Genomic DNA, 23,204 nt, shown 5'->3' on the forward strand with positions numbered 1-23,204 from the left:
CCGGCCCCGCCCCGGCCGCGGGGCCGGTGTCCCGAGCCGGGGCGGGCGGGGTCAGGCGGGCAGGCGGTGGGCGCCGCGGGCCGAGCCGGTGACGCCGGACAGGAAGCCCCGGGCGCGCGGGGAGGCGTTCCGGGTGAGCCAGGCGGGGTCGATGTCGCAGACGCCGACCCGGACCTCGGTGCCGGCCAGGGCGAGCGGCAGGGTGTGCAGGACCGTGGAGGGAAAACTGAGGACGGTACGGCCGATCGGGCCGCGCCGGGCGATCAGTTCGAGGGGGAGCTCGGGGCGGACGATCTCCAGGCCGGTCTCCACCGCGAGCCGGTGCAGCTTCTCGGCGCTCTCGCGGCGGTGGGCGAAGTAGCGGCCCGCCCCGTGGGCGCGGGCCAGGCTCCGGACGGCGTCCACGTAGCGGTCGCCGTCGACGACGCCGGTCTCCACCAGGGAGGTGCCCACCAGGTCGGCGCCCTTGCCGACGCGGGGCGGGCCGAAGCGGGCCCGGGTCCAGGCGAAGTCGTTGGCGACGACCTCGACGCCCTCGGGGGTGTCCTCGAAGGGCATCGCGGAGAAGACCTCGGCCCGGCGCCGCGCGCCCGGGGTGAGCCGGCGCCGGGCGATGCCGGAGACGGGGGCGAAGAGCAGGTCGCGGGGGCCGGGCCGGCTGCCCCGGCGGTGCCAGCGCACCAGGCGTTCGCCGCGGGCGAGCTGGGTGACGAACTCCATGGTGGCGGTGCCGTCGTCGACGACGACCAGGTCGCGGGCGCGGCTGAGGGTGAGCAGGAGCTGTACGTAGCGGGAGAAGGGGTCGCCGAGGACGACCCGGTCGGCGCGGCGCAGGGCGCCGGTGAGGCCGCCGACGGTGCGGAAGGGGGCGGTGGCGCCGCCGCGGGCCTCCTCCCAGCGGACCTCGTGGCCCTCCTGCCGGGCCAGTTCGGCCATGCGGCGCAACTGGCCGCGGGTCATCGGGTCCACGGGGGACAGGACGACGAGGGTGAGCCCCGCGCCGGGCGCGCGGGTGTGGGCCCACTCCAGCACGTTGAGTAGCTGTACCGGACTCTCGACGAAGGCGAGGGTCGGGGGGCCGGGGTTCCCGGCGCGGGGGCTCATCGGCGTAGGACCGTCCCTGGTGGGTGGGGTGGGGTGTCAGACGGTGACCGGCTCGCCCGCCGCCGCGGCGATCTCCGCCTCGGTGACGACGCCGGGGACGCGGCGCAGCTTCTTCATGGGGGCGAGTTCGGAGTCGTAGACCTTCTTGACGCCGTCGCCGAGGGACGCCTCGATGGTGCGGATGTCGCGGACCAGGCGGGTCAGGCCCTGCGGTTCGACGGAGGCGGCCTGGTCCGAACCCCACATGGCGCGGTCGAGGGTGATGTGGCGCTCGACGAAGGCGGCGCCGAGGGCGACGGCCGCGAGGGTGGTCTGCAGGCCGGTCTCGTGGCCGGAGTAGCCGATGGGGACGTTCGGGTACTCCTGGCGCAGGGTGTCGATGACGCGCAGGTTCAGCTCCTCGGCCTTGGCCGGGTAGGTCGAGGTGGCGTGGCAGAGCAGGATGTTGTCCGAGCCGAGGACCTCGACGGCGTGGCGGATCTGCCGGGGGGTCGACATGCCGGTGGACAGGATGACGGTGCGGCCGGTCGCGCGCAGCGTCCGCAGCAGTTCGTCGTCGGTGAGGGAGGCGGAGGCGACCTTGTGGGCGGGGACGTCGAACTTCTCCAGGAAGGCGACGGCCTCGGTGTCCCACGGGGAGGCGAACCAGTCGATCCCCTTCTCCCGGCAGTAGGCGTCGATGCGGCGGTACTCGTCCTCGCCGAACTCGACCCGGTGGCGGTAGTCGATGTACGTCATGCGGCCCCAGGGCGTGTCGCGCTCGATGTCCCACTGGTCGCGCGGGGTGCAGATCTCCGGGGTGCGCTTCTGGAACTTGACGGCGTCGCAGCCCGCCTCGGCGGCGGCGTCGATCAGCTTGAAGGCGTTCTCGATGTCGCCGTTGTGGTTGATGCCGATCTCGCCGGTGACGTACACGGGGCGGCCGGGGCCGGCCTCGCGGGAGCCGAGGGTGCGGATGCGGGGGTCGGTGCTCATGGCTGTCCTTCGTGGTGCGGGGCTCACGGGGTGAGCGGGGTGGCGGAACCGGCGCCGGCGCGGCCGGCGAGGTCGGGGGTGTGCGTGGGGTGCGGGTCGGGGGCGGGCGGGTGCGGGGGGCCGGTGGGGCCGGGCGTGCCGGACGAGTGCGGCACCGTTGCCGGGCCGGGCGTGTCGCAGGCGGCGGGCGTGTCGGCCGTCCGCGGCGTCGTGGCGCGGACGGGCGTGTCGAGGGTGGGGCCGAGGAGCCAGCCGGCGATCTCGCGGATGGCGCCGGAGCCGCCGGGGACGGTGGTGACGGCACGGGCGGCGCCGCGCACCGCCTCGTGGGCGCCGGCCACGGCGACCGGCCAGCCGGCCAGGGAGAAGCAGGGCAGGTCGTTGACGTCGTTTCCGGCGTAGAGCACGCGCTCGGGGGCGATGCCCCGCTCCTCGCACCACCGCTTGAGGGCGAGGTCCTTGCGCTCGATGCCGTGCAGCACGGGGATGCGGAGCTTGCGGGCGCGGGCTGCGACGACCGGGTTCACCTCGCTGGAGAGGATGAGCAGCGCGAACCCCGCCCGGCGCAGGGCCGCGATGCCGAGCCCGTCGCCGCGGTGGACGCGGACCGTCTCCCGGCCGTCGGCGTCGATCAGCACCCGGTCGTCGGTCTGGGTGCCGTCGAAGTCGAGGACGACGGCGTCCACGTCGGCGGCGGTCGGCAGCGTGCCGGTGACCGCCGCGTCCAGCAGCGGGGCCAGGGCGCGGGCGCGGGCCAGCTCGTGCGGGTCGTCGACCTCCAGGACGCGGGCCGGGTCGGTGCGGACCAGGTCGGTGCGGCCGAAGAAGCGGTGGCCGTGGGCGCGGAAGCCGGGGACGGCCATGGCGTAGGCGGCGCCGGTCTCCAGCAGGTCCTGGGGGCGGTCCTGGCGGCGGGGCCGGCGGGCCTTGTCGTGGTTGACGCCGTGGCCGCCGCGCGGCTCGCCGGCCACGTGCAGGGGCGCGTCCCCGTCCCGCCAGACGAAGCCGTGGAAGGGGGCCACGGTCACCGCCGTGTCCGCGCCGTCCCGGACGACCGCGCCGGCCACGCCGTCGAGGTCGGCGCGGGAGAGGAAGGGGCTGGTGCACTGCACGAGCAGCACCACGTCGACGGGGGTGCCGTGCCGGGCCTCGTGGGCGTCCAGGGCGTGCAGCACGGCGGCCTCGGAGGTCGCCGTGTCCCCGGAGAGCGCGGCGGGCCGGCGGACCACCTCGGCGCCCGCCTCGCGGGCCACGGCGGCGATCGCGTCGTCGTCGGTGGAGACCACGACGTCCGTGACCAGGCCCGCGTCCCGGCACGCGCGCACCGCGCGGACCACGAGGGGCACGCCGCCGACCGGGGCGAGGTTCTTCGCGGGCACGCCCTTGGAGCCGCCCCGGGCGGGGATCACGGCGAGGACGCGGCGCACCGCGTGCGGGTGGGTCATGGGATCTGCTCCTGGCGTGGGGGTCGGGGCGGTCACAGCTCGCCCATCCGCCGGATGACGGGGGCGACCCGCTGGACGCCGTGCCGGTAGGCGCCCCGGGCGGCGCTGCGCACGGCCCGCCGGACCGGTCCCGGGCCGGGTCCCGCGGCGGGGGCGCCGGGCAGCGGGCTGCCGTCGGGGGCGAGGTGGTGGCGGGCGAGGACACCGGGCAGGTAGCCGGGTGCGGTGACGGGCGTGTAGTACGGGCTGAGCGGGGGCCGTCCGCCGGGCCGGGCCAGCAGTTCGGTGATGCGGGCGCGGGCGGTGTCGTGGCTGCGCGCGTAGCCCCCGTCGGCGGCGATGCCCTGCCGGGCGCTCCACCCGGGGTCCGGCACGGGGAGGTGGCCGTCGTCGAGCTGGTCCCAGGAGGCGAGGCAGCCGGAGCCGACGAAGTGGTGGTTGCCGAGTGCCTCGCGCACGCCGAGGTCGGTGAGGAGCGCGGTGGGGATGCGCCGGTGCAGGGACTCCAGGGCGGCCGTGGAGCTGACGGTGACCAGCAGGTCGGTGCGGTCCAGGACCTCGCCCATGTGCCCGTAGACGAGGCGGAGGTTGGCGGGCGGGCCGGCCCGGCGCACCAGCTTCTGGTACGGCACCTCCTCGATGTGCGTGGTGTGCTCGCCGGGCCGGGAGCGGAGCTTCAGCAGCACCTCGCGGCCGGGGTGGAGGCGGGCGTGGCGGACGAGCCGGTCCAGCAGGTAGGCGCGGTCGGCGCGGGTCTCCGGGACGGAGGGCTGGGCGGCGAAGACGACCGTGCGCGGGCCGGTGCCGTCCGGGAGGCCGGGGTGGGGCTCGCCGCCGAGGAAGGGCAGCGCGACCTCGGTGACCGAGGAGGCGTCGGCGCCGACCCCCTCGTAGACGGCGCGGAAACGTTCGGCGTCCTGGCGGGAGTTGGCGAGGACGAGGTCGGCGCCGTGGCGCAGCAGGAGGCCGTCGGCGAGCTTCTCGTAGACGACGCCGACGTAGCCGGTGACGACGACGGGCCGGTCGGCGCGGCCGGCCCAGGCGTGGGCCAGTCCGTGCAGCATCGCCTGGACACCGCCGCCGACCAGGGCGAGGACGAGGACGTCGCAGGGTTCCCCGGTCATCGCGCGCAGGAACTCGGCGGCGGTCACCTCGCGCAGCGAGTCCGCCTCGACGCCGACTTCGCGCAGTTGGCGGGCGGTGGGGGTGGCGCGGCCCCGCAGGAGGTAGCCGTCCAGGTGGAAGCCGACGTCCTCGGGGGAGAGCCGGGACGCCGTGAGGGCCCCCCATTTCCACCGGGTGTCGGAATCCGCGATAACGGCCACTCGCCGGGTCTTCGTTGCACTTTCTGGCACGGGGAAGACGCTAGGAAGCCATTCCTAGTAATCGCCCAACCGGAATGCAACAAAGGGTGAACAGCGCCCCGCCGGGTGGCGAACCGGCCCCGGATCGCGCCGGGAGAAACGCCCGTTCACGGACTCACCACGCGCCGTTCACCGCGGGTCCAGGCGGAGGTCGGAAGGCGTGCCGGGCCGGCTCCTAGCGTGGGGCGCGTGGTCAAGCTCTCGGTCATCGTGCCGTTCTACAACGTGCGGCACTACGCGACGGACACTTTGGGAAGCCTGCGGGCGAACGCCGGTGAGGAGGTCGAATTCCTCCTCGTGGACGACTGTTCCGAGGACGGTACGGCGGACATCCTGCGGCGCGCGGCGGAAACACTGCCGGGCGCCGTGCTGATCCGGCACGCGCGCAACGGCGGGCTGGCGACCGCGCGCAACACCGGCATCGACCGGGCGCGCGGCACGTACCTGACGTTCCTGGACGGCGACGACTGGATCGCACCCGGTCATCTGGCGCGGCTGCTCGCGGCGGCCGAGCGGCTGGGCTGCGACTTCGTGCGCACGGACCACGTGCAGTGCACCGGCCGGGCGCGCGGCGTCCACCGGGTGCCGCTGGGCCGCCGGGACGTGGTCCTGGACCCGCGCGGGGCGATCCTCCCGGCGGACCGCACGACGTGCGTGGACTACCCGTACGCGTGGGCCGGCGTCTACCACCGGCGGCTGCTCGACCGGGGCCTGCTGCGTTTCACCGACGGCCTGCGCACGGCGGAGGACCGGCCGTGGATCTGGCGGCTGCACCGGGAGGCGGAGTCGTTCGCCGTGGTGGGTCTGCTGGGCGTGTACTACCGCCGTGGCGTGGCCTCCTCCCTGACGCAGATCGGGGACGTGCGCCAACTGGACTTCCTGCGCGCCTTCGACCAGGTCGTCGAGGAGACGGCCCGGGACCGGGACGCGGACCGGCTGCTGCCCAAGGCGGTCCGCACCTACTGCGCGGTGATGGCCCATCACCTGGGCGCGGCCGACCGGTTCGAGCCGGACGTCGCCCGCGCGCTGCGCTCGGGCGTCGCCGCCGCGCTGCGGCGCCTGCCGCAGCCGGTGCTGTCCGGGGTGCTGGAGTCGATGGACGCCCGGCGGGCGAACCGGCTGCGGCGGCTGCGACGCCGGTCCCTCCCGGCCCGGACGGCGGCCGTCTGATGCCCGCGACGATCCGGATCTTCTGCGTCTCCTCCCTCGCGGGCGCGGCGGCGCTCGCCGCCGCGCTGGACGCCGGCCTGTTCGCTCCGGACGGGCGACGTCTGCTGCTGGTCGCGCACGGCGCCGAGGTGCCGGAGACCACGCCCGCGCCCGACGCGCTGCCGGGGTTCGCGCGGCTGCGGGAGCGCTTCGACGAGGTGCTGTCCTGGAACGCGGCCGTCGCGCCCTTCCACCCGGCCGCCTGGGCGCCCCGCGCCGACGACGTGCCGCTGTGGGAGCGGTACCTGCGGCGGCTGTGGCGGCTCGGCGACGGCACGGTGCGGCTCGTGGTCGAGTCGGTCCGGGAGAACCCGTCGCTCGCCCTGTGCCAGGTGTTCACCGGCGCCCCCGTCGACGTCCTCGTGGACGGCCTCGCGGTGTACGGACCCACCGGGGAGAAGGTCGACCCCCTGGTCGGCACGCGCGTCGACCGGCTGCTGCACACCGGCGCGGTGCCGGGGCTCGCCCCGCTGCTGCTCGCCGAGTACGGGGTCCCGGCGGTGCCGGTGCCGCCCGGGGCGCTGACGAGGGTGGCGGGCGAACTGGCCGGGGACCAGGCCCGGTCGCCCGAGGTCCACGAGGCTCACCGGACGCACCGGGCGCACCGGGACGGGGACGCGGGCGCGGGCCCGAAGGTGCTCCCGGCGGCGGACACGGGCGTGGCCGCGGACGGGCGCCCGGAGGGGGGTCCGCCCGAGGGGGCCGACACGCCCGGCCCCTGCGACACCCGCCGGAGGGCCGGCACGCCGGGCGGCCGGCACACCGGCGCCGCTTGCGACACGCCCGGCCCCCGGCACACCGGCCCGACCGCCGACACGCAGGCCCCCGGCGGGGGGCCTGACCGGGACGCCCGCGTGCTCGTGCTCGGCGAGGCCCTGGCGGCGCGCGGCCTCGTCTCCCCCGCCGAGGAGACGGAACTGCTCCGGCGGACGGTGCGCGAGGTGGTCGCGCTGGGCCACCGGCACCTCGTGCTGCGGCCCCCGCCCGGCGCCCCGGCGCGCTGGTCGCGTCCCCTGGAGGAGGAGGCGGCGCGGCACGGCGCCCGCTGCGCGGTGGCGCCGCCGGGGCTGCCCGCCGAGGCCGCCCTCGTGCTCGCGCGGCCCGCGCTGGTCGTCGGCTGCCTCTCCGCGGTGCTGCTCACCGCGCCGGAGCGCCACGGCGTACCGGCCGCCCGGACGGGGGCCGGTCCCCTGGCGGTCCGGCGCACGACCCCCGCGCATCCGGACCGGCCCGCGCTGGCCCTGGTCGACGCGCTGGTGCCGGAACTCGGTGCCCCGCCCGCCGCGGCCCCGTCCCCCGGCGAGGTGGCCGCGCTGCTGGACGCGGTGGCGTTCACCATGTGCCCGGCGGTCCGCCCGGACCTGCGTCCGGCCGCCGAGGCGTACCTGTCCCGGCACCTGGACGGGCGGGCCCGGCGCCACTTCTCCCGCCGCCGCCTGGCCGCCCTCGGCCTGCCCGGCGCGGTCCCGGCACGGCTGGAGTTCCTGCCGCGCAGTCCGGCCGTACGCCGGCTCGCCCGCCGCGCCCGGAGCCTGACGCGGCACTGACGGGCGTACGGCTCGCACGCCGCGCCGCCGAGACGCGGTGGCCCGCGAGCCGGACCGCCCACGAGACCGAGCGCGCACGAGACCGCGCACGGACCCCACCCACCGCCCACGACCCCGAGCACGCACGAGACCCGGACACCCCGGGAGACCGGGCACCCCAGAAGAGCGAGGAAGGCTTCGGATGACAGCGGCCGAACCGGCGGTGGCCCGCGAGGGCGACGCGCCGGCCCCCACCCCTCCCCTCCCGGCCGTCGGGCCCGCCCCGCGCCGTGGCCGCGCGGACCGGCTGCGCGCCCTGGACGGACTGCGGCTGCTCGCCGCGCTGATGGTCTGCCTGTACCACTTCGCCGGCAAGAACGGGGCGATCGCCGCCTCGTGGGGGCAGTCCCCCGGGCGGCTGTTCCCGTCGCTGTCCCAGGTGGCCGTCTACGGCTGCCTGGGAGTGCAGTTCTTCTTCGTCATCAGCGGTTTCGTCATCTGCATGAGCGGCTGGGGCCGGAGCCTGGGCGACTTCTTCCGCTCCCGGGTGGCCCGCCTGTACCCGGCGTACTGGGCGGCCCTGCTGATCGTGGGCGGCGCCTCCCTGGTGCTGCCGGTGGTGTCCGCGCCGCTGCGCGCCGACGAGTTCCTGCTCAACTTCACGATGCTCCAGCAGCCCATGGGCTCCCCGCGGGTGCTCGGCGTGTGCTGGACGCTCTGGGTCGAGCTGAGGTTCTACGCGCTCTTCGCGCTGTTCGTCATCTGGAAGGGCGTCACCTACCGCCGGGTGGTGCTCTTCTGCGTGCTGTGGACGCTGGCGGGTGTCCTCGCCCGGGTCGCCGACACGCCGCTGACCGACGAACTGGTGATGCGGGACCACGCGCCGTACTTCATCGGCGGGCTGGCGCTGTACCTGATCCACCGCTTCGGGAGCGATCTGCTGCTCTGGGGGATCGTCGGCGTGTCGTTCCTGCTGGGGCAGCGGTACTCGGTGACGGCCCTGTGGCACCCGGGGATGTCCGGCGACTTCCAGCGCAACCCGTACGTGATCCAGGCGATCGTCCTCGCCTCCTTCGCGGCCGTCGCGGTGGTGGCGCTGGGCTGGGCCCGGTGGGCGAACTGGCGGTGGCTCACCGTGGCGGGTGCCCTGACCTACCCCTTCTACCTGGTCCACGAGCACCTGGGCTGGTTCGTCGTGCGGGTGCTGCACCGGGGACTGGGGATCGGGCCGTACGCGACGCTGCTGTCGGCGGTGGCCGGTCTGCTGACGGTGGCCTGGCTGCTGCACCGGTACGTGGAGCGGCCCTTCGGGCCCGCGTTGAAGCGGACGATGACCGGACAGGCGGCCCGGGTACGGGCCCGGGGCCGCGCGGCCGGCTGATCACGCCCCGCCGCCCGCCGGGACCGCCCCGCACGGCACACCGGGCCCGCGCCCGGTGCGGGGCGCGGGCCCGGTGGCCGTCGGGGCCGGTGGCCGTCGGGGCCGGGTCAGGACGGGGACTGGGCGGCGCGGATGCCGCGCACCACCCGCCGCACCGTCGGGCTGCGGCGCAGCGCCTCCGCCCGGACGGGGCTGCCGCCGGGCAGCCGCAGGCTCGTCAGCCGCCGCTTCTTGAAGTACTGCGGGTGCTCCGCCAGGTGCTCGGTGAGCCAGGCGGCCGTCTCCTCGCGCAGGTCTCGCAGTTTGCGGGACTGCATGCAGTAGCCCACCGCCCGCAGCAGCGGCGCGAGCCGGCCGGCGAGGGCGTCCAGTTCCAGCGGCTCGCCCACCGTGCCCGTCTCGGCGTCGGGCAGGGCCGCGTCGATGACGGTCAGGGGGACGCGGTTGCTGTTCTCGTAGGGGGTGATGCGGTCCAGGAGCGTCGCGGTGCCGACCCGGGCCACCGGGATGCCGTAGAAGGCGGCGGCGGTCATCAGGGCCGTGGAGAAGCAGCCGACGACCAGGGTGGGCCGCAGGCGGGCGAACACGGTCTCCGCGAGGACCGGTTCGCCGAGCACGGTCAGCCGGACGCCCAGTCCGGCGGCGGCCGACTCCAGGGACCGGCTGTGCGCGGCGGGGGCGCTGGGGTGGGCCTTGAAGAGCACCGAGCGGTGCCCGGCCCGGACCGCGGCGCGCAGCATCCGCAGGTGCAGGTCCTCCTCCTCGTCCCGGGTGACGAGGTCGATGGCCGAGAGGTACTGGCCGAGCAGGACCGCCGTGGGCGGCTCGTCGGCGGGGACCCGCTCGGCGAGGACGCCGGCGCCCTCGCGGCCGAGCCGGTCCAGGACGCCGACGATCGCCTCGTGCGGGATCGGCTCGGAGGCGACGCCGTACTCGGAGAGCAGCAGGGGCCGCAGTCCGGGGACCAGGTCGAGATGGAGCACGCGCGCGATGCGGCTGCTCAGGGTGCGCGGGAGGCGGTTGCGGGTGGGGCCGTAGCTCATCAGGCCGTCGGCGTAGACGTGGACGGGGCTCTCGGCGAAGATCTCGGCGACCGCCCGGGACGGGTTGGCCTGGATGGACTCGCAGGCGATCTCGACCGGTTCGTCGCCGAGGTCCCAGGCGAGGCGCACGGCCTTCTCCCACAGGTGCGCGTCCTGGGCGCGCGGCGACCAGCCGGCCGGGTGGTGGGGGCTGATGAACGCGTTCCAGGAGTGCACCTGGTCGAACTCGGGGCGCAGTTCCTCGAAGCCGGGCATCCGGTCCAGCGGCGTGCCCACCTCGGGCACGGCGGCGGTGTTGCTGACGACGAGGATGCGGCGGTGGGCCGCGCGGGGCCCGAAGAGGCCGGCGCGCAGGGCGGCGGTGACGGTGGCCGCGGCGTACTGCGTGGCCGAGAAGAAGATCTGGATCATGCCGCCACTCCCTTGAGTCCGCCGCGGACGCGGCGCAGCGCCGTCAGGCGCTCCTCCCCCATGCCGGCCAGGGCCCCGCCCAGTTCCTCCTCGGTCATCCGGCCCAGCACCTCGGCGGCGGTCTGCCGCAGCCGGGCGTGGACGCCGCGTTCGAAGCGGTGCCGGTCGAGGAGCTGGTGGGCGATGACGACGCAGTAGGTGCGCAGGGCCTTCGGGCGCAGCCGGGCCGCGTCCGGGTCGTCGGCGAGGGCGTCCAGGACCAGGTCGAAGGCGCGGAAGAAGTCCAGTTGGCGCACGTCGCCGATCTGGGTGAGCGAGGTGGCGAGGCCGCGCCGGTAGAAGACGCCGGGGAGCGCGGCGACGGCGTAGGAGTCGGCCCGGCGGTGCAGCTCCCAGATCCAGGGCCGGTCCTCGGCGGTACGCAGTCCGTCGTGGAAGCGCAGCAGCCCCCGGTCGAGCAGGCGGCGGTGGTAGACGCCCGCCCAGGCGTAGGGGTAGTCGACCATGGTGGTGTCGTCGACCGGGAGGATCGAGTCACGGGGGTCCAGGGCCACGTTCCGGCGGCCCTCGGGGGCGCGGTGCAGGGTGCGTTCGCGGCCGGTGACCTGGACGTGGTCGGTGCGCACGAAGTCGACGTCGAGGCGTTCGGCGGCCTCGACGAGGGCGGTCAGGTGGCCGGGGGCCAGCCAGTCGTCGCCGTCGAGGAAGGTGAGGTAGCGGCCCTCGGCGGCGTCGATGCCGGTGTTGCGGGCGGTGGCCAGTCCGCCGTTGTGCTCGCGCCGGATCACCCGGGCGCGGGCGAGGGGCCGGGTCAGTTCCAGGAGCGCCTCATGGGTCTCGTCCTCGGTCGAGTGGTCGTCGACGAAGAGGAACTCGAAGTCGTCCCGGTCGTTGGCCGCGAGGCCGGCCACCGTGTCGTGGACCAGGGCCTCGACGTGGTAGCAGGGGACGATCACGGACAGGGTCGGGGGGCGTCGGGTCACACGTGCACCTGGGTTCTCTCAGAGGCCGATCCCGGCGACCGTAGGAGGCGCCCGTCGTCGGGGGCCGAACACGCCGGGGCCGTGAGGTGAACACGGGATGACGTCCCGCCGCCGGGCCGCGCGGCGGGCCGTGGGGCGGTTCGCGGGCACCGGGCGGACACGGGCGGGCCGCGGGGCGGTTCGTGCCGTTCGTGTCGCGCATGTCGCCCCCGGATATCAATACGTGCGGGTAAGCAGATTTTCAGCCGTTCAGGCGGCATCCTCCCTCCATGGCCACTGCGCAAGAGTCACCCGTGCACCCTCGTGAGCTGGACGACGTCCCCGGCTGGTTCTGGCCCCTCGACCAGGTGCTGTTCTCCTGGTTCCTGGAGTGGCAGGAGGGCCGGGGCGTCCACGGGGACCTGCTGGAACTGGGCACCTACCTGGGCAAGAGCGCGATCCTGCTCGGACACCGGCTGCGGGAGGGCGAGCGGCTGGTGGTCTGCGACCTGTTCGGCGAGGAGCCGCCGGACGAGGCGAACCGGGCCGAGGCGCGGCGGTCGTACGCCTCGCTGACCCGGCGGGCCTTCGAGCGGAACTACCTCTCCTTCCACGCGTCGCCGCCGGTCGTCGTCCAGGCGCCCAGTTCGGCGATCACCGGCGAGGTCGCGGCGGGGAGCTGCCGCTTCGTCCACATCGACGCCTCGCACCTGTACGAGCACGTCCGGGGGGACATCGGCGCGGCCCGGGAGCTGCTGCTGCCCGACGGCATCGTGGTCCTGGACGACTTCCGCTCCGAGCACACGCCGGGCGTCGCGCTGGCCGCCTGGGAGGCGGTGCTCAGCCGCGGGCTGCGCCCGGTCTGCCTCAGCGGCCAGAAGCTCTACGGCACCTGGGGCGACCCGGAGCCGGCGCGGGAGGCGCTGCTGGCCATGCTGGCGGCGCGCGACGACTGCGCGGTGAGCGAGGAGCCGGCCGCGGGGCACCGGCTGATCCGCGTGCGGGCCAAGGGCAAGCGGCTGCGCATGCCGCCCCTGCCCACGTCACGGCACCGGGACCCCGCTCCGGCGCCCGCGCCGGCTCCGGCGGCCCCGGCCGCGGCTCCCCCGGCGCCGACGGCACCGGCGGGGAGTGCCCCGTCCGGCGCGCCGGGGGCCGCCGTCTCCGGCGCGGCGCACGCGCCCCGGCGGAGCGGCCGGACCCGGCTGAAGCGGCTCGCCGTGGACCTGTTGCCCCCGGTGGCCACCCGCGCGATCCGCCGCCGCCGGGCCCGCCGGACCCGGTAGCGTCCCGGCCCGCCGCGGGGCCGGGCCCCACTCCCCCGGGCCGTCCCGGCCAGACGGCGCCTCCGGGCGGGTCCTGCGCGCCCGGTACGCGGTCGCCGCCGACGGCGGACGCTCGGCCGTGCGCCGCTCGCTCGGCGTCGCGATGGCCGGCGAAGCCCTCGACCCGGGCCCGACCCTCGTGGCCGACGTGCGTGTACGCGGCCTGGACCGGGAGCACTGGCACATCTTCCCGGGCGACGGCGGGGAGGACGACGTGCTCGCGCTCTGCCCGCTGGCCGGCACCGAGGACTTCCAGCTCGTCGTCCGCCTCCCGGAGGGCACGTCGGCGGACCTCTCCCCGGACGGGGTGCGCCGGGCGGTCGCGGAGCGCACCCACCTCTCCGCCGGGGACGTCACCGAGGTGCGCTGGGCCTCCGGTTTCCGGCCGCGCGCGGCGCTGGCCGACCGGTTCCGGGCGGGCCGGGTCCTCCTCGCCGGGGACGCGGCGCACGTGCACTCCCCGGCGGGCGGACAGGGGCTGAACACGAGCGTCCAGGACGCCTACAACCTGGGCTGGAAACTGGGCGCCGTGCTCCTCGACGGCGCCCCGGACACGCTCCTGGACAGCTACGAGGAGGAACGGCGCGCCGTCGCCGCCGCGATGCTCGGCCTGTCCACCGGCGTCCACCGCGGCGAGGTGCGGCGCGGCGGGGCCACCCGGCAGCTCGGGCTCGGCTACCGGGACTCGTCCCTCACCGCCGAGACCCGGCCGGCCCCGGACGGCGCGCTGCGGGCGGGCGACCGCGCGCCCGACGGCACGGTGGCGGGCACCCGGCTCTTCGACGCCTTCCGCGGACCGCACTGGACACTGCTCGCGCTGGGCGTGCCCGCCCCGGAGGCGGTGCCGGCCGCGGTGCGTGTGGTGCGCGGTCCGGCGCACGGGGCGTACGGCACGGGACTGTTCCTCGTACGGCCCGACGGCTACGTCGGCTGGGCCGGACCGGGCCCGGACGGCCCCGGCGCCCACCTGGCCCGGTTCGGGGTGCGCTGAGCGGGCCGCCGGGCGCGGGGCCGAGGACGGGCAGGGGCCGGGACGACCGGGAGCCGGCGGGGTCCGGGAGGGCGGTCAGGCGCTCACGCGCCGGCCAGGGACAGCTTCACCGCGAAGCCGAGGAAGAGCGCGCCGGCCGCCGAGGTCGCCCCGGCCGACAGGCCCCGGCGGCGGCGGAAGGCGGCGGCCAGCCTGGTGCCGCTGAATATCAGGGCGCTCAGGTAGAGGAAGCTGGCGAGCTGCGCGAAGAGCCCGAGGACCACGAAGGACAGGGCGGGGTGCGCGTAGGCCGGGTCGACGAACTGCACGAAGAAGGCGACGAAGAAGAGGATCGCCTTCGGGTTGACCAGGCTGACCACCAGTGCCCGCCGGAAGGGCCGTTCGTCGGCGGCCACCGGCGCGTCGGCCGCCTCCCCGACACGCTCGCGCCGCGTCTTCCACATGCTCCAGGCGGCCCGCAGCATGCCGACCGCGAGCCAGGTGAGGTAGCCGGCGCCGAGGTACTTCACGATGCCGAACAGCACCTCGTTGGTCTGGAGCAGCGAGGCCACCCCGGCGGCCGACAGCGTCATCAGGACCGTGTCGCCGCACCAGACGCCGGCCGCGGCGGTATACCCGGAGCGCACGCCGCGCCGGGCGGCGACGGAGAGGACGTACAGGGAGTTGGGCCCCGGGAGCAGGACGATGAGGGCGAGCCCTGCCAGGTAGGTGGGGAGGTCGATGACGCCGAACATGGAGGGAGTGTCGCACGCGGGTGCGACACTCCCTCCCGGCAGGTCGGTCAGAAGGCGTCGGAGGGCACGTAGGTCCCCCAGACGTCGCGCAGCGCGTTGCACACCTCGCCGACGGTCGCCCGCGCGCGGAGCGCGTCCTTCATCGGGTAGAGGACGTTGTCCTCGCCCTCGGCGGCCTTCTTCAGCGCCGCCAGCGCGCTCTCCACGGCCGCCGTATCGCGCTCCGCGCGCAGCCGGGCCAGCCGTTCGGCCTGCTGGGCCTCGATCGCCGGGTCGACGCGGAGCGGCTCGTAGGGCTCCTCCTCGTCGAGTTGGTAGCGGTTGACGCCGACGACGACGCGCTCACCGGAATCGGTCTCCTGGGCGATGCGGTAGGCGCTGCGCTCGATCTCGCTCTTCTGGAAGCCGTGTTCGATGGCGTTGACGGCGCCGCCGAGGTCCTCGACCTTCCGCATCAGTTCCAGCGCCGCCGCCTCGACGTCGTCGGTCATCTTCTCTATGACGTAGGAGCCGGCGAAGGGGTCGACGGTCGCGGTGACGTCCGTCTCGTAGGCGAGGACCTGCTGGGTGCGCAGGGCCAGGCGCGCCGATTTGTCGGTCGGCAGCGCGATGGCCTCGTCGAAGGAGTTGGTGTGCAGCGACTGGGTGCCGCCGAGGACCGCGGCGAGGCCCTGCACGGCGACCCGGACCAGGTTGACCTCGGGCTGCTGCGCGGTGAGCTGCACGCCCGCGGTCTGGGTGTGGAAGCGCAGCATGAGCGACTTGGGGTTCTTCGCGCCGAACTCCTCCTTCATCACCCGGGCCCAGATCCGGCGGGCCGCCCGGAACTTGGCGACCTCCTCCAGGATCGTGGTCCGGGCGACGAAGAAGAACGACAGCCGGGGCGCGAAATCGTCCACGTCCATGCCGGCCGCGACCGCCGTGCGCACGTACTCGATGCCGTCGGCGAGGGTGAAGGCGATCTCCTGCGCGGGAGAGGCGCCCGCCTCGGCCATGTGGTAGCCGGAGATCGAGATGGTGTTCCACTTCGGGATCTCGGCCTTGCAGTACTTGAAGATGTCCGCGATCAGCCGCAGCGACGGCTTGGGCGGGAAGATGTACGTCCCGCGCGCGATGTACTCCTTCAGCACGTCGTTCTGGATCGTGCCGGTGAGCCGGTCGGCGGACACGCCCTGTTCCTCGGCGACCAGTTGGTAGAGGAGCAGCAGCAGGGCCGCCGGGGCGTTGATCGTCATCGACGTGGAGACCCGGTCCAGCGGGATGCCGCCGAAGAGCACCCGCATGTCGTCGATCGAGTCGATCGCCACGCCGACCTTGCCGACCTCGCCCGAGGCGATCGGCGCGTCGGAGTCGTGGCCCATCTGGGTGGGCAGGTCGAAGGCGACCGACAGGCCCATGGTGCCGTTGGCGATGAGTTGCTGGTAGCGGGCGTTCGACTCGGTGGCGGTGCCGAAACCGGCGTACTGGCGCATCGTCCAGGGACGGCCCGTGTACATCGTCGGGTACACGCCCCGGGTGAAGGGGTACTTCCCCGGCTCGCCCAGCTTCTCGGCCGGGTCCCAGTCCGCCTGGGCGTCGGGCCCGTAGACCGGTTCGATGGGCAGGCCGGACTCCGACTCGCGCGCCATGGTGTGATGCCTCCCGCTGAGCGTTCGCTCGGACCACTCTGTCAGTTACTCGTCGGTAGAGAACGAGCCACGGACGGACTGTATCGGCGCGTGCGCGCCCCCTGGCAGGGCCGCACGCTGGGACCTTGCTCACAACCACCCTGCGGTCCCGGTCACAACGATGCCGTGCCGTTCGCCGGGCGTCATCCGCGGGAACGAATCGGGAGGACGTCCGAGGGGAACATCCCGGAGGACGTCCGTACGACACTCCTATACGGCGGGGGGCCGTGATGCGTACGAGAACGCTGCCTGCGAGAGGTGAGGCGAGGGGTATGGGGAGGGGCACGGAAGGAGCCGGGAACGGGGCCGCGGCGACGGCGGGCCGCCGCTGGCGGATGGCCGCGGTGGCCCTGGCGGCGACCGCGGCGACGGTGGTGGCCGGCTGCCGGGTGGAGGGCACGGACGCCGGCGGGGCGGGTCTCGGCGGGCCGGTGCGCGTCGAGGGCGCGGGCGGGGCGTCGTCGCCGGGGGCCGCGCCGGACGACGGGGCGGGGAGCCGGCCGGGCGTGCCGGATACCCCGGTGGCACCCGTGGCACCGTCCCGGACGCCACCGGCGGCCCCCGTGACGCCGGCGCCCGTGCCGCCGTCCCCGCGGGCGCCGGTGACCCCCGCGGCGCCCGCCGTGCCGCCCGCCCGGCCCGAGCCGCGGGTGCTGTGGGCGCGCGGCGACACCGGACCGCAGGTGCGCGAACTCCAGGCCCGGCTGCGCCAGATCGGCTGGCTCGACTCGCTGCCGACCGGCACCTACGGGCCCCTCACGGAGAGCGGCGTGCGCGGCTTCCAGGCCAGGCGCGGCCTGCCGGAGACCGGCCGCACCGACGAGGACACCTGGCAGCGGCTGCGCGCCATGACCCGCACACCGGGCCAGTGGGACCTGTACCCGATGGGCGGTCAGCCCGCCGCCCCGCCGGACCCGCGCTGCCGGACCGGCCGGGTGCTGTGCATCAGCAAGACGAGCCGCACCCTGCGCTGGATGGTCGACGGCAAGACGCTGACGACGCTGCCGGTCCGCTTCGGCTCCGACCGCACACCGACCCGGGAGGGCGTCTTCGAGGTCTACTGGAAGTCCCGCGACCACTGGTCGACCCTGTACGACACGCCGATGCCGTACGCGATGTTCTTCAGCGGCGGCCAGGCGGTGCACTACTCCCGGGACTTCGCGGCGCGCGGCTACGCGGGCGCCTCGCACGGCTGCGTCAACGTCCGGGACGAGGCGGCCATCGCCCGCCTCTACGACGAGGTCCGTACGGGTGACAAGGTCGTCGTCCACCAGTGAACCGCCCCTGCCGGGGCGCTTCGGGCGACGGGGTCCGCGCCGGCCGGAGTCACCTCGGCGGGAACGGCTCTCTCGAAGGGGCGCGGGCGGGACCGGGGGAACGTGTCCCGCCCGCGCCGAGGCGCACGAGCCACGGGTACGGGGGGAACCCCGGCTCGGTGCGGAAGCCGATGACCAGTCGGCTCACTCCCTACTGCGCCGCACCCGCGGAAAGTGTCACACCCCCGCCGGGAGCGACCTCCACGCGCGCGGTGATCCCGCTCCCGGAGGTGTTCCGGGCGCCCGGTGCCGCCGGGTGGGTGGGCGCCTCGGGCAGGGGGCGCGGCGGGGCGAGGGCGGGCGGGGCCGGAGGGGGAGGGAGGCGGGAGGCGAGGGGCCGGCCGCCGCCGGTGTCCCCTTCCTCGTCCGTCTCCTGCTGCTCCTCGCCCTGGCCGTCCGAGTCGTCGCCGCCGCGGTTGCCCGCGCCGTTGCGCTCGCCGGTCTCCTGCCGGTCGTCGTCACGGTCGTCGTCCCGGCCGGGCGAGCGCTGGCCCCAGCCGGAGCCGGCGCCCCGGCCGTCGCCGCGGTCCCGGGTGTTGTTGCCGTTGGCGGGGCCGGCGAGGGCGTTCGCGCAGTACTTGCCCACGTGGGAGGCGCCGCCGGCCGCTTGCTCCAGGGCGCGCTCCCGGGCCTCGTCGAGTCCCTTGCCGGCGCGGATCTCCCGGCAGGCCCGGAGGAGGTCGGCCTGATGGCCGGGATCACCGGTCGCGCCATCGCCGGTGCGGGTGCCGGGTTCGCCGGTGGCGTCGCCGTCCTCGCCGGTGGCGGTGGTGTCCGGGCCGGGCGTGGCGCCGCCGGTCGGGGCCGATCCGTCGCGGGCCGCGCCGGAGGGGGACGGTGACACGAGGGGGCGTTCGGCGGTCGCGCCGGCCGAGACGGTCGCCGCGGGGTCGGGCGAGGGCCCGTCGAACGGGGTGGGCAGCAGCCCGGTGCCCGCGGCGACGCCGCCCACCATGCCCGCGCTCAGCGCGGCGGCCAGCCCGAACCGCACCGACCGGCCCCACCGCGAGCCCCGGGGCCGCCCGGCCCGGGTGCCCAGCCGCACCAGCCCGGCGTCGCCGCTCGCGGCGCCCGGCTCGCCGGACGTGGGCGGGACGTCGGGCGTGCTCGGGGCGTCGGAACACTCGGCGGCCCCGGTGCCGACACGCCCGGCGGGTGCCGTCGCCTCCCGGGGGACGCCGGAGGGCGCCCGGGGCGTGTCGGCCACGACGTCGACACGCGGACGGCCGCCGGACCCGGCGCCGGCGGCCTCGGCGCGCCGGCCGTGTGCCGAATCGTGGCGCGCGGCGCGGGTCGTGTCGGCGGTCGTGCCGGTGCGGTGGCCGCTCGGCGTGTCGCCGCACGTCGGGCCCGGCGTGTCGCGCCCGCCGACGACCGGCACGGAGCCGGGGGCGCAGGCCGTGTCGGCACCGCGGACGGCGGATGCGCCGCCGGGCGCGTCGGTACGCGGACCGCTCGGCGTGTCGCCCCCGTGAACCGCCGGTACGCCACCGGCCACGGCGGCCGTGTCGGCACCGCGGAGGGGAGATGCGCCGCCGGGCGTGTCGGCCGGCGCGTCCGCACGGCGCATCGCCGGCACGGCGGCGTCGCCGTCGGTGCCGACGCCCACCCCGGCTCCGGCCCCCGCGCCCGGCGTGTCGGCGCTCCGCGTCAGCGATGTCCCCGGGGCGGCGCGGGCGGCGCGGAAGGCGGCCAGGGCGGCGGTTTCGCCGGGGAGTTCGGGGTCCGTCGTGGTGAGGGCGTTCAGGGTGTCGAGGAGGCGCCGGGCGCGGGCTTCCGCCTCCGGGCCGGCCTTCTCCAGCGGCTCTCCGCGCAGCACGACCTCCGCGGTTTCGCGGTCCAGCCACTTGTCCTGCTCGTCGGCCATCACATGTCCTTCTGCGTCCGCGCCCGTGGATGCGTCACAGTCGCGGACGTCACAGTGGCCCCGTTCGGTTCTCGCGGGGGCGGGAGCGCGTCGAGCCCGGTGGCCGACTCCGGGTCGTCGGCGAGCAGTTCGGCGAGGCGTTTGAGTCCCCGGTGGGCGGCGGTGCGGACGGCGCCGGGGCGTTTGCCCAGTGTCTCGGCGGCGCTCTTGGCGTCGAGTCCCACGACGACCCGCAGCACCACCGCCTCGGCCTGGTCCTGCGGCAGCCGGGCGATGAGGGCGAGGGCGCGGCCGGTGGACAGGGCCTCCAACGCCTCGCCCGCGGTGTCGGACTCGGCGGCCCGGTCCGCCAGCTCCGTCTCGTCGCCGCCCGTCGCCGGCCGGCGTCCGCGCATGCGGAGGTGGTCCAGGGCACGGTTGCGGGCGATGCGGGCGGCCCAGCCGCGGAACCGGTCGGCGTCGCCGTGGAACCGGTCGAGGTCGCGGGCTATCTGGAGCCACGCCTCCGAGGTCACGTCCTCGGCGTCAAGGTCGCCGACCAGGGTCCTGGTGTACCCGAGCAGTCGTGGGTGCACCGTGCGGTACACGGTCCGGAACGCGGTCTCGTCCCCGTCCTGTGCCGCACGCACCGCGGCGGTCAACTCCGCGTCGTCCCCCTGCACCGCGCGCGCCTCTCCTTGCACCCGGACCGGCGCCGCCCTCGCGGACCCGGCCCTCGTCGTGGTTTCTCGATGAATGGTTGCGGTGGTCCACCGCAGGTGTGCGCGGGGGCGTGCCCCCGCTCTTCGGCGCGAATGGCACGTTACGTCTTGAAACCGTCGCACGTCCACGCCCCCTTGCGATTGCCATACAAGCTGCAACTAACCCGTGACGCAGTGGTGTGACAGAAAACGGCGGGGTGGCGCTGTAGGAAGTACGGGCCGCCGCGCGGCCCGTGCCGCGCGACGGCCGGGGCCTCTCCTGTGGGGGGTGGCGGCCTCGGCCGTTGCCTTGGCGGCACCGGTGACCTGGTGCTCTCCGCGTCTCCGGAGGCGTTCCCGCCTCCCGCGGCGCCCTCCTCGACCAAAACCCGCGCTCTGCTCACCGGACGCCGGCCACGTGGAGGAACGGGCCGCGGCAGCCGGGAGCCGGCCCCGTCCCGGGAAACACGCCCCGGGAAACACGCCCCGGGCAGCCCTCGGCCGAACCGGGGAAGACCCGCGGCAGACCCCGGGAAGGAACCGGGGACGAACCCGGGAAGGAAAAGGTGCCGGTCGGTCAGGTTCTGCCGCGTGCTCGGCGGGAGACGACGGCCCGGAGGACACGGCGGCCCTCGGTGGAGACGTCCAGGGCGCCGCGGAGGCCGGCCGGGCCGTGGCCGGCGAGGAGTTCCAGGACGGCGGTCTGGCGGCGCAGTTCGGCGGCGACCAGCGGAGGCACGTCCGCGACGGCACCCGTCCGCTCCACCCCGGTGACCGGGGCGTCGCCGGCGACCGGGTCGAGCAGCCGGTGGATGCGCAGCGAGGCGACGGAGCAGGCGTCGGCCCACGCCCGCGCCTCGGCGGCGGAGCAGTCGGCCGGGGCGGCGTCGAGCATCCGGCGGGCGAGCAGGACGGCCTCGTCCTCGTCGGCCGCGTCGGGACCGGCGAGCTTGCCCCGGACCTGTTCCAGGCCCTCGGCCCAGTCCGGGCCGGGTGTGCCGCCGCCCCCGGCGGCGAGGGCGGCCCACAGCGGGCGCAGCACCTCGTCGTCGCCGTCGAGCAGGGGGAAGCAGCGATCCAAACAAGCCAGCCCGCTCACGGCGAGGCCGCGTGTGTCGGCCTGCGCGATCAGTTCCACCAGGCTCATCGAACGCCTCCCGTTCGTCCCGCACCGCCGGTGCGCGGGCTCGGGACCCGCACTTCCCCTTACTGCGTGCGGCGGGCCGGGAACGTCACAGGGGGGGACGACGCCGAGAAGTTCGAGGAGGCGGAAGAAGGGTTTTCGGCCACCGGACCGGCGTCGGTCCCCACCTCGGAGCCCGCCCCGGCCCCGGCTCCCACTCCGGCCCCGCCTCCGCCTCCGAGTCCGCCTCGTCTCCGGCCCCCGCCCGGCGTCCAGCCTCTCCCCCGGTCTCGCTCCCGGCCCCGGCCCCGCCGAGTACGGCACACCCCCGGCGACACCCCCGGCGGGTGCGCCGCACCGCCCCTCACCCGCCTGCCGCCCCCTCTCACGAAGGGCGGGCCCGCCTCACGCCACCCGTCCGGCCAGCTTCTCGAAGTCCGGCCAGGACAGTTCCGGCTTACCGGGGTCCCAGAGCTTCTGGACGGTCGCCGCGAGCGGCATGCGGATGCCGTCGGCGACCTGCGCCTCGGTCTGCGCGCTGGAGATGTCGCACCAGACGGCGAAGCTGCCGCCGAGGATCTGGTCGTCGTAGCGGGCCGGGACGGCCTCCGTGCCGCGCAGGACGCGCGGGGTCCACTGCTCGTAGATGCGCTCGCCGGTCGGGTAGACGAAGGTCTGCGGCTCGCCGAGCACGTAGTAGAGGAACTCGTCGTTGTAGTTGAGGACCTTGCGGCCCGCCGCGAGGTAGTCCTCCGGCTGGCGGGCGCCGATCTCCTTGCCGGTCCAGTAGGCGACCTGGATCTCGGGGGCCGGTTTGACCGACGTGACGCGGAAGAAGCCGTCGTTCCAGGCGCGCGGGGTCCGGTCGTGGGCCATGACCACGGCGGCGCGGCCGTTGAGCCAGGCGGTGGTCAGGTCGGCGACGATGCCGTCGGGGCCGTACGCCTTGCGGGCGGCGGCGGCGAGCTGCGGGTAGGACGCCTGGGGGTCGCGGACGGTGAGCGCCTGGTACTCGTCGGCGCCCAGGTGCCACTGGGAGCCGGGGAAGAGGTCGGCGTACTCGTCCAGCAGGTCGTCGACGATCTCGGCGGCCTTCGGGTTGGAGATGTCGATGGCGCCCTTGGTGGCGACGCCCTGCGCGTTGCGGAGCTGGAGGTCGGGGTGGGCGGCGATGACGGCGCCGAGGTGTCCGGGCGAGTCGATCTCGGGGACGACGGTGATGTGGCGGGAGGCGGCGAGATCGACGATCTGCTTCATCTCGGCCTTGGTCAGGTGGTCCTTGGAGACGAGCTCGGGGTGCGAGGAGGACTCGATGCGGAACGCCTGGTCGTCGGAGAAGTGCAGGCCCAGTTCGTTGAACTTGAGATCGCCCAGCTCGCGGACGCGGTCCTTGATCCAGTCGGCGGAGAAGTGCTTGCGGGCGATGTCGAGCATGAAGCCGCGGCGCGGCTTGGCCGGCTCGTCCTTCACCACGCCCTCCGGCGCGGTGGCCCCGTCGGCGACCGTCTGCTTGAGCGTGCGGGTGCCGTAGAAGACGCCGGCCTCGGCGGGGCCGGTGACGGTGACCCGGCCGTCGCGCACGGTCATGGTGTACGACTCGGGGCCGGCGCCCTCGGCCTTCTCGACCTCCAGCCGCACGTCGCCGGCGCGGGAGTCGCCCTTCTCGCCCGCGTACGTGAGGCCCAGTTCGCCGGCCAGGAGACGGCCCTCGTCGGCGAGGTCCGGGGAGGCCACGGTGACCCGGTGGCCGCTCTCGGGGCGCCAGCCGGGGCCGCGCGCGGGGGTGTGCTCCCGTACCGCGGGTATGGTCTCCGGCGCCCGGGAGAGCGGGAAGGAGCCCGTGGGACTCGGCCGGCCGGCGGAGACGCCGGAGGTCGCGGAACCTCCCGCTCCGCCGTCGGCGGCGGCCCACAGGCCGGCGCCCACGCCGAGCGCGGCGACCGCCGCGGCGGCTATGACCACCCGCTGCCTGACCTTGTTCGCCGGTTTCCGGCGTCGTCCTTGTCGACTCACAGCGCCAACCTACGGCCGCCGCACGGGACTTGCGTCCACGAGAGGTTCCGAAACTCTACCGTTCGGGT

At 75.7% G+C, this 23,204-nt stretch carries 17 protein-coding genes and 1 pseudogene; 6 read left to right on the forward strand and 12 right to left on the reverse strand.

The annotated features are described in order from the left end of the window. Nucleotides 1-51: 51 nt before the first annotated feature. Genes VM636_RS11365 through VM636_RS11380 form a run of 4 tightly spaced genes read right to left on the reverse strand, consistent with a single transcriptional unit; the run spans nucleotide 52 to nucleotide 4,879 of the window. A complete protein-coding gene (locus tag VM636_RS11365; RefSeq protein ID WP_053914619.1) occupies nucleotides 52-1,104 on the reverse strand; it encodes a hypothetical protein in 1,053 nt (350 codons plus the stop codon). 36 nt (nucleotides 1,105-1,140) lie between these two features. After that, the gene (locus VM636_RS11370) at nucleotides 1,141-2,079 is read right to left on the reverse strand and encodes an N-acetylneuraminate synthase family protein (protein WP_030422419.1); all 939 of its coding nucleotides are present in this window, start codon (nucleotides 2,077-2,079) and stop codon (nucleotides 1,141-1,143) included. 23 nt (nucleotides 2,080-2,102) lie between these two features. Next, on the reverse strand, nucleotides 2,103-3,524 hold the full coding sequence (locus VM636_RS11375; RefSeq protein WP_078962824.1) for an acylneuraminate cytidylyltransferase: 1,422 nt from the start codon (nucleotides 3,522-3,524) through the stop codon (nucleotides 2,103-2,105). A 32-nt stretch (nucleotides 3,525-3,556) separates the two neighbouring features. Continuing rightward, a complete protein-coding gene (locus tag VM636_RS11380; RefSeq protein ID WP_053914620.1) occupies nucleotides 3,557-4,879 on the reverse strand; it encodes a DUF6716 putative glycosyltransferase in 1,323 nt (440 codons plus the stop codon). A gap of 198 nt (nucleotides 4,880-5,077) precedes the next feature. On the opposite strand from VM636_RS11380, the gene VM636_RS11385 reads away from it, so the two are divergent. The 3 genes from VM636_RS11385 (at nucleotide 5,078) to VM636_RS11395 (ending at nucleotide 9,004) form a co-directional block, all read left to right on the forward strand. Continuing rightward, a complete protein-coding gene (locus VM636_RS11385; RefSeq protein WP_030422289.1) occupies nucleotides 5,078-6,058 on the forward strand; it encodes a glycosyltransferase family 2 protein in 981 nt (326 codons plus the stop codon). Continuing rightward, nucleotides 6,058-7,644 (forward strand): polysialyltransferase family glycosyltransferase, encoded by a 1,587-nt coding sequence (locus VM636_RS11390; protein WP_053914621.1) that lies wholly within the window; start codon nucleotides 6,058-6,060, stop codon nucleotides 7,642-7,644. Before VM636_RS11385 ends, VM636_RS11390 begins: the two co-directional genes overlap by 1 nt. A 181-nt stretch (nucleotides 7,645-7,825) precedes the next feature. Continuing rightward, on the forward strand, nucleotides 7,826-9,004 hold the full coding sequence (locus VM636_RS11395; protein WP_338484313.1) for an acyltransferase: 1,179 nt from the start codon (nucleotides 7,826-7,828) through the stop codon (nucleotides 9,002-9,004). Between the two features lie 107 nt (nucleotides 9,005-9,111). On the opposite strand, the gene VM636_RS11400 is transcribed toward VM636_RS11395, so the two are convergent. Both VM636_RS11400 and VM636_RS11405 read right to left on the reverse strand, forming a co-directional pair. Then, on the reverse strand, nucleotides 9,112-10,458 hold the full coding sequence (locus VM636_RS11400) for a polysialyltransferase family glycosyltransferase (protein ID WP_030422287.1): 1,347 nt from the start codon (nucleotides 10,456-10,458) through the stop codon (nucleotides 9,112-9,114). Continuing rightward, nucleotides 10,455-11,441 (reverse strand): glycosyltransferase family 2 protein, encoded by a 987-nt coding sequence (locus VM636_RS11405; protein WP_030422286.1) that lies wholly within the window; start codon nucleotides 11,439-11,441, stop codon nucleotides 10,455-10,457. Before VM636_RS11405 ends, VM636_RS11400 begins: the two co-directional genes overlap by 4 nt. 269 nt (nucleotides 11,442-11,710) lie before the next feature. Between VM636_RS11405 and VM636_RS11410 the strand changes: the two genes are divergently transcribed. Together VM636_RS11410 and VM636_RS11415 are read left to right on the forward strand one after the other, a co-directional pair. Next, on the forward strand, nucleotides 11,711-12,706 hold the full coding sequence (locus VM636_RS11410) for a class I SAM-dependent methyltransferase (RefSeq protein ID WP_053914622.1): 996 nt from the start codon (nucleotides 11,711-11,713) through the stop codon (nucleotides 12,704-12,706). 58 nt (nucleotides 12,707-12,764) lie between these two features. Further along, nucleotides 12,765-13,736, forward strand: a pseudogene (locus VM636_RS11415) (FAD-dependent monooxygenase); the annotation flags it as partial. Nucleotides 13,737-13,819: 83 nt separating this feature from the next. Here the strand turns inward: VM636_RS11415 and leuE are convergent. Next, the gene (leuE, locus tag VM636_RS11420) at nucleotides 13,820-14,470 is read right to left on the reverse strand and encodes a leucine efflux protein LeuE (protein WP_030422283.1); all 651 of its coding nucleotides are present in this window, start codon (nucleotides 14,468-14,470) and stop codon (nucleotides 13,820-13,822) included. Nucleotides 14,471-14,517: 47 nt separating this feature from the next. Then, the gene (locus tag VM636_RS11425) at nucleotides 14,518-16,098 is read right to left on the reverse strand and encodes a methylmalonyl-CoA mutase family protein (protein WP_030422282.1); all 1,581 of its coding nucleotides are present in this window, start codon (nucleotides 16,096-16,098) and stop codon (nucleotides 14,518-14,520) included. 374 nt (nucleotides 16,099-16,472) lie between these two features. Between VM636_RS11425 and VM636_RS11430 the strand changes: the two genes are divergently transcribed. Then, on the forward strand, nucleotides 16,473-17,414 hold the full coding sequence (locus VM636_RS11430) for a L,D-transpeptidase family protein (protein WP_053914623.1): 942 nt from the start codon (nucleotides 16,473-16,475) through the stop codon (nucleotides 17,412-17,414). Nucleotides 17,415-17,604: 190 nt separating this feature from the next. On the opposite strand, the gene VM636_RS11435 is transcribed toward VM636_RS11430, so the two are convergent. The 4 genes from VM636_RS11435 to VM636_RS11450 form a co-directional block, all read right to left on the reverse strand. Beyond that, nucleotides 17,605-19,320, reverse strand: coding sequence for a hypothetical protein (locus VM636_RS11435; RefSeq protein ID WP_338484314.1), 1,716 nt, complete (start codon nucleotides 19,318-19,320; stop codon nucleotides 17,605-17,607). Continuing rightward, nucleotides 19,320-19,982 (reverse strand): RNA polymerase sigma factor, encoded by a 663-nt coding sequence (locus VM636_RS11440; protein ID WP_030422279.1) that lies wholly within the window; start codon nucleotides 19,980-19,982, stop codon nucleotides 19,320-19,322. Before VM636_RS11440 ends, VM636_RS11435 begins: the two co-directional genes overlap by 1 nt. A gap of 595 nt (nucleotides 19,983-20,577) precedes the next feature. Then, a complete protein-coding gene (locus VM636_RS11445) occupies nucleotides 20,578-21,147 on the reverse strand; it encodes a hypothetical protein (protein WP_338484315.1) in 570 nt (189 codons plus the stop codon). Between the two features lie 381 nt (nucleotides 21,148-21,528). Beyond that, a complete protein-coding gene (locus VM636_RS11450; RefSeq protein WP_338484316.1) occupies nucleotides 21,529-23,136 on the reverse strand; it encodes a glycoside hydrolase family 20 protein in 1,608 nt (535 codons plus the stop codon). Nucleotides 23,137-23,204 lie beyond the last annotated feature (68 nt).

The sequence above is a fragment of the Streptomyces sp. SCSIO 75703 genome (assembly GCF_036607905.1).
Classification (GTDB): domain Bacteria; phylum Actinomycetota; class Actinomycetes; order Streptomycetales; family Streptomycetaceae; genus Streptomyces.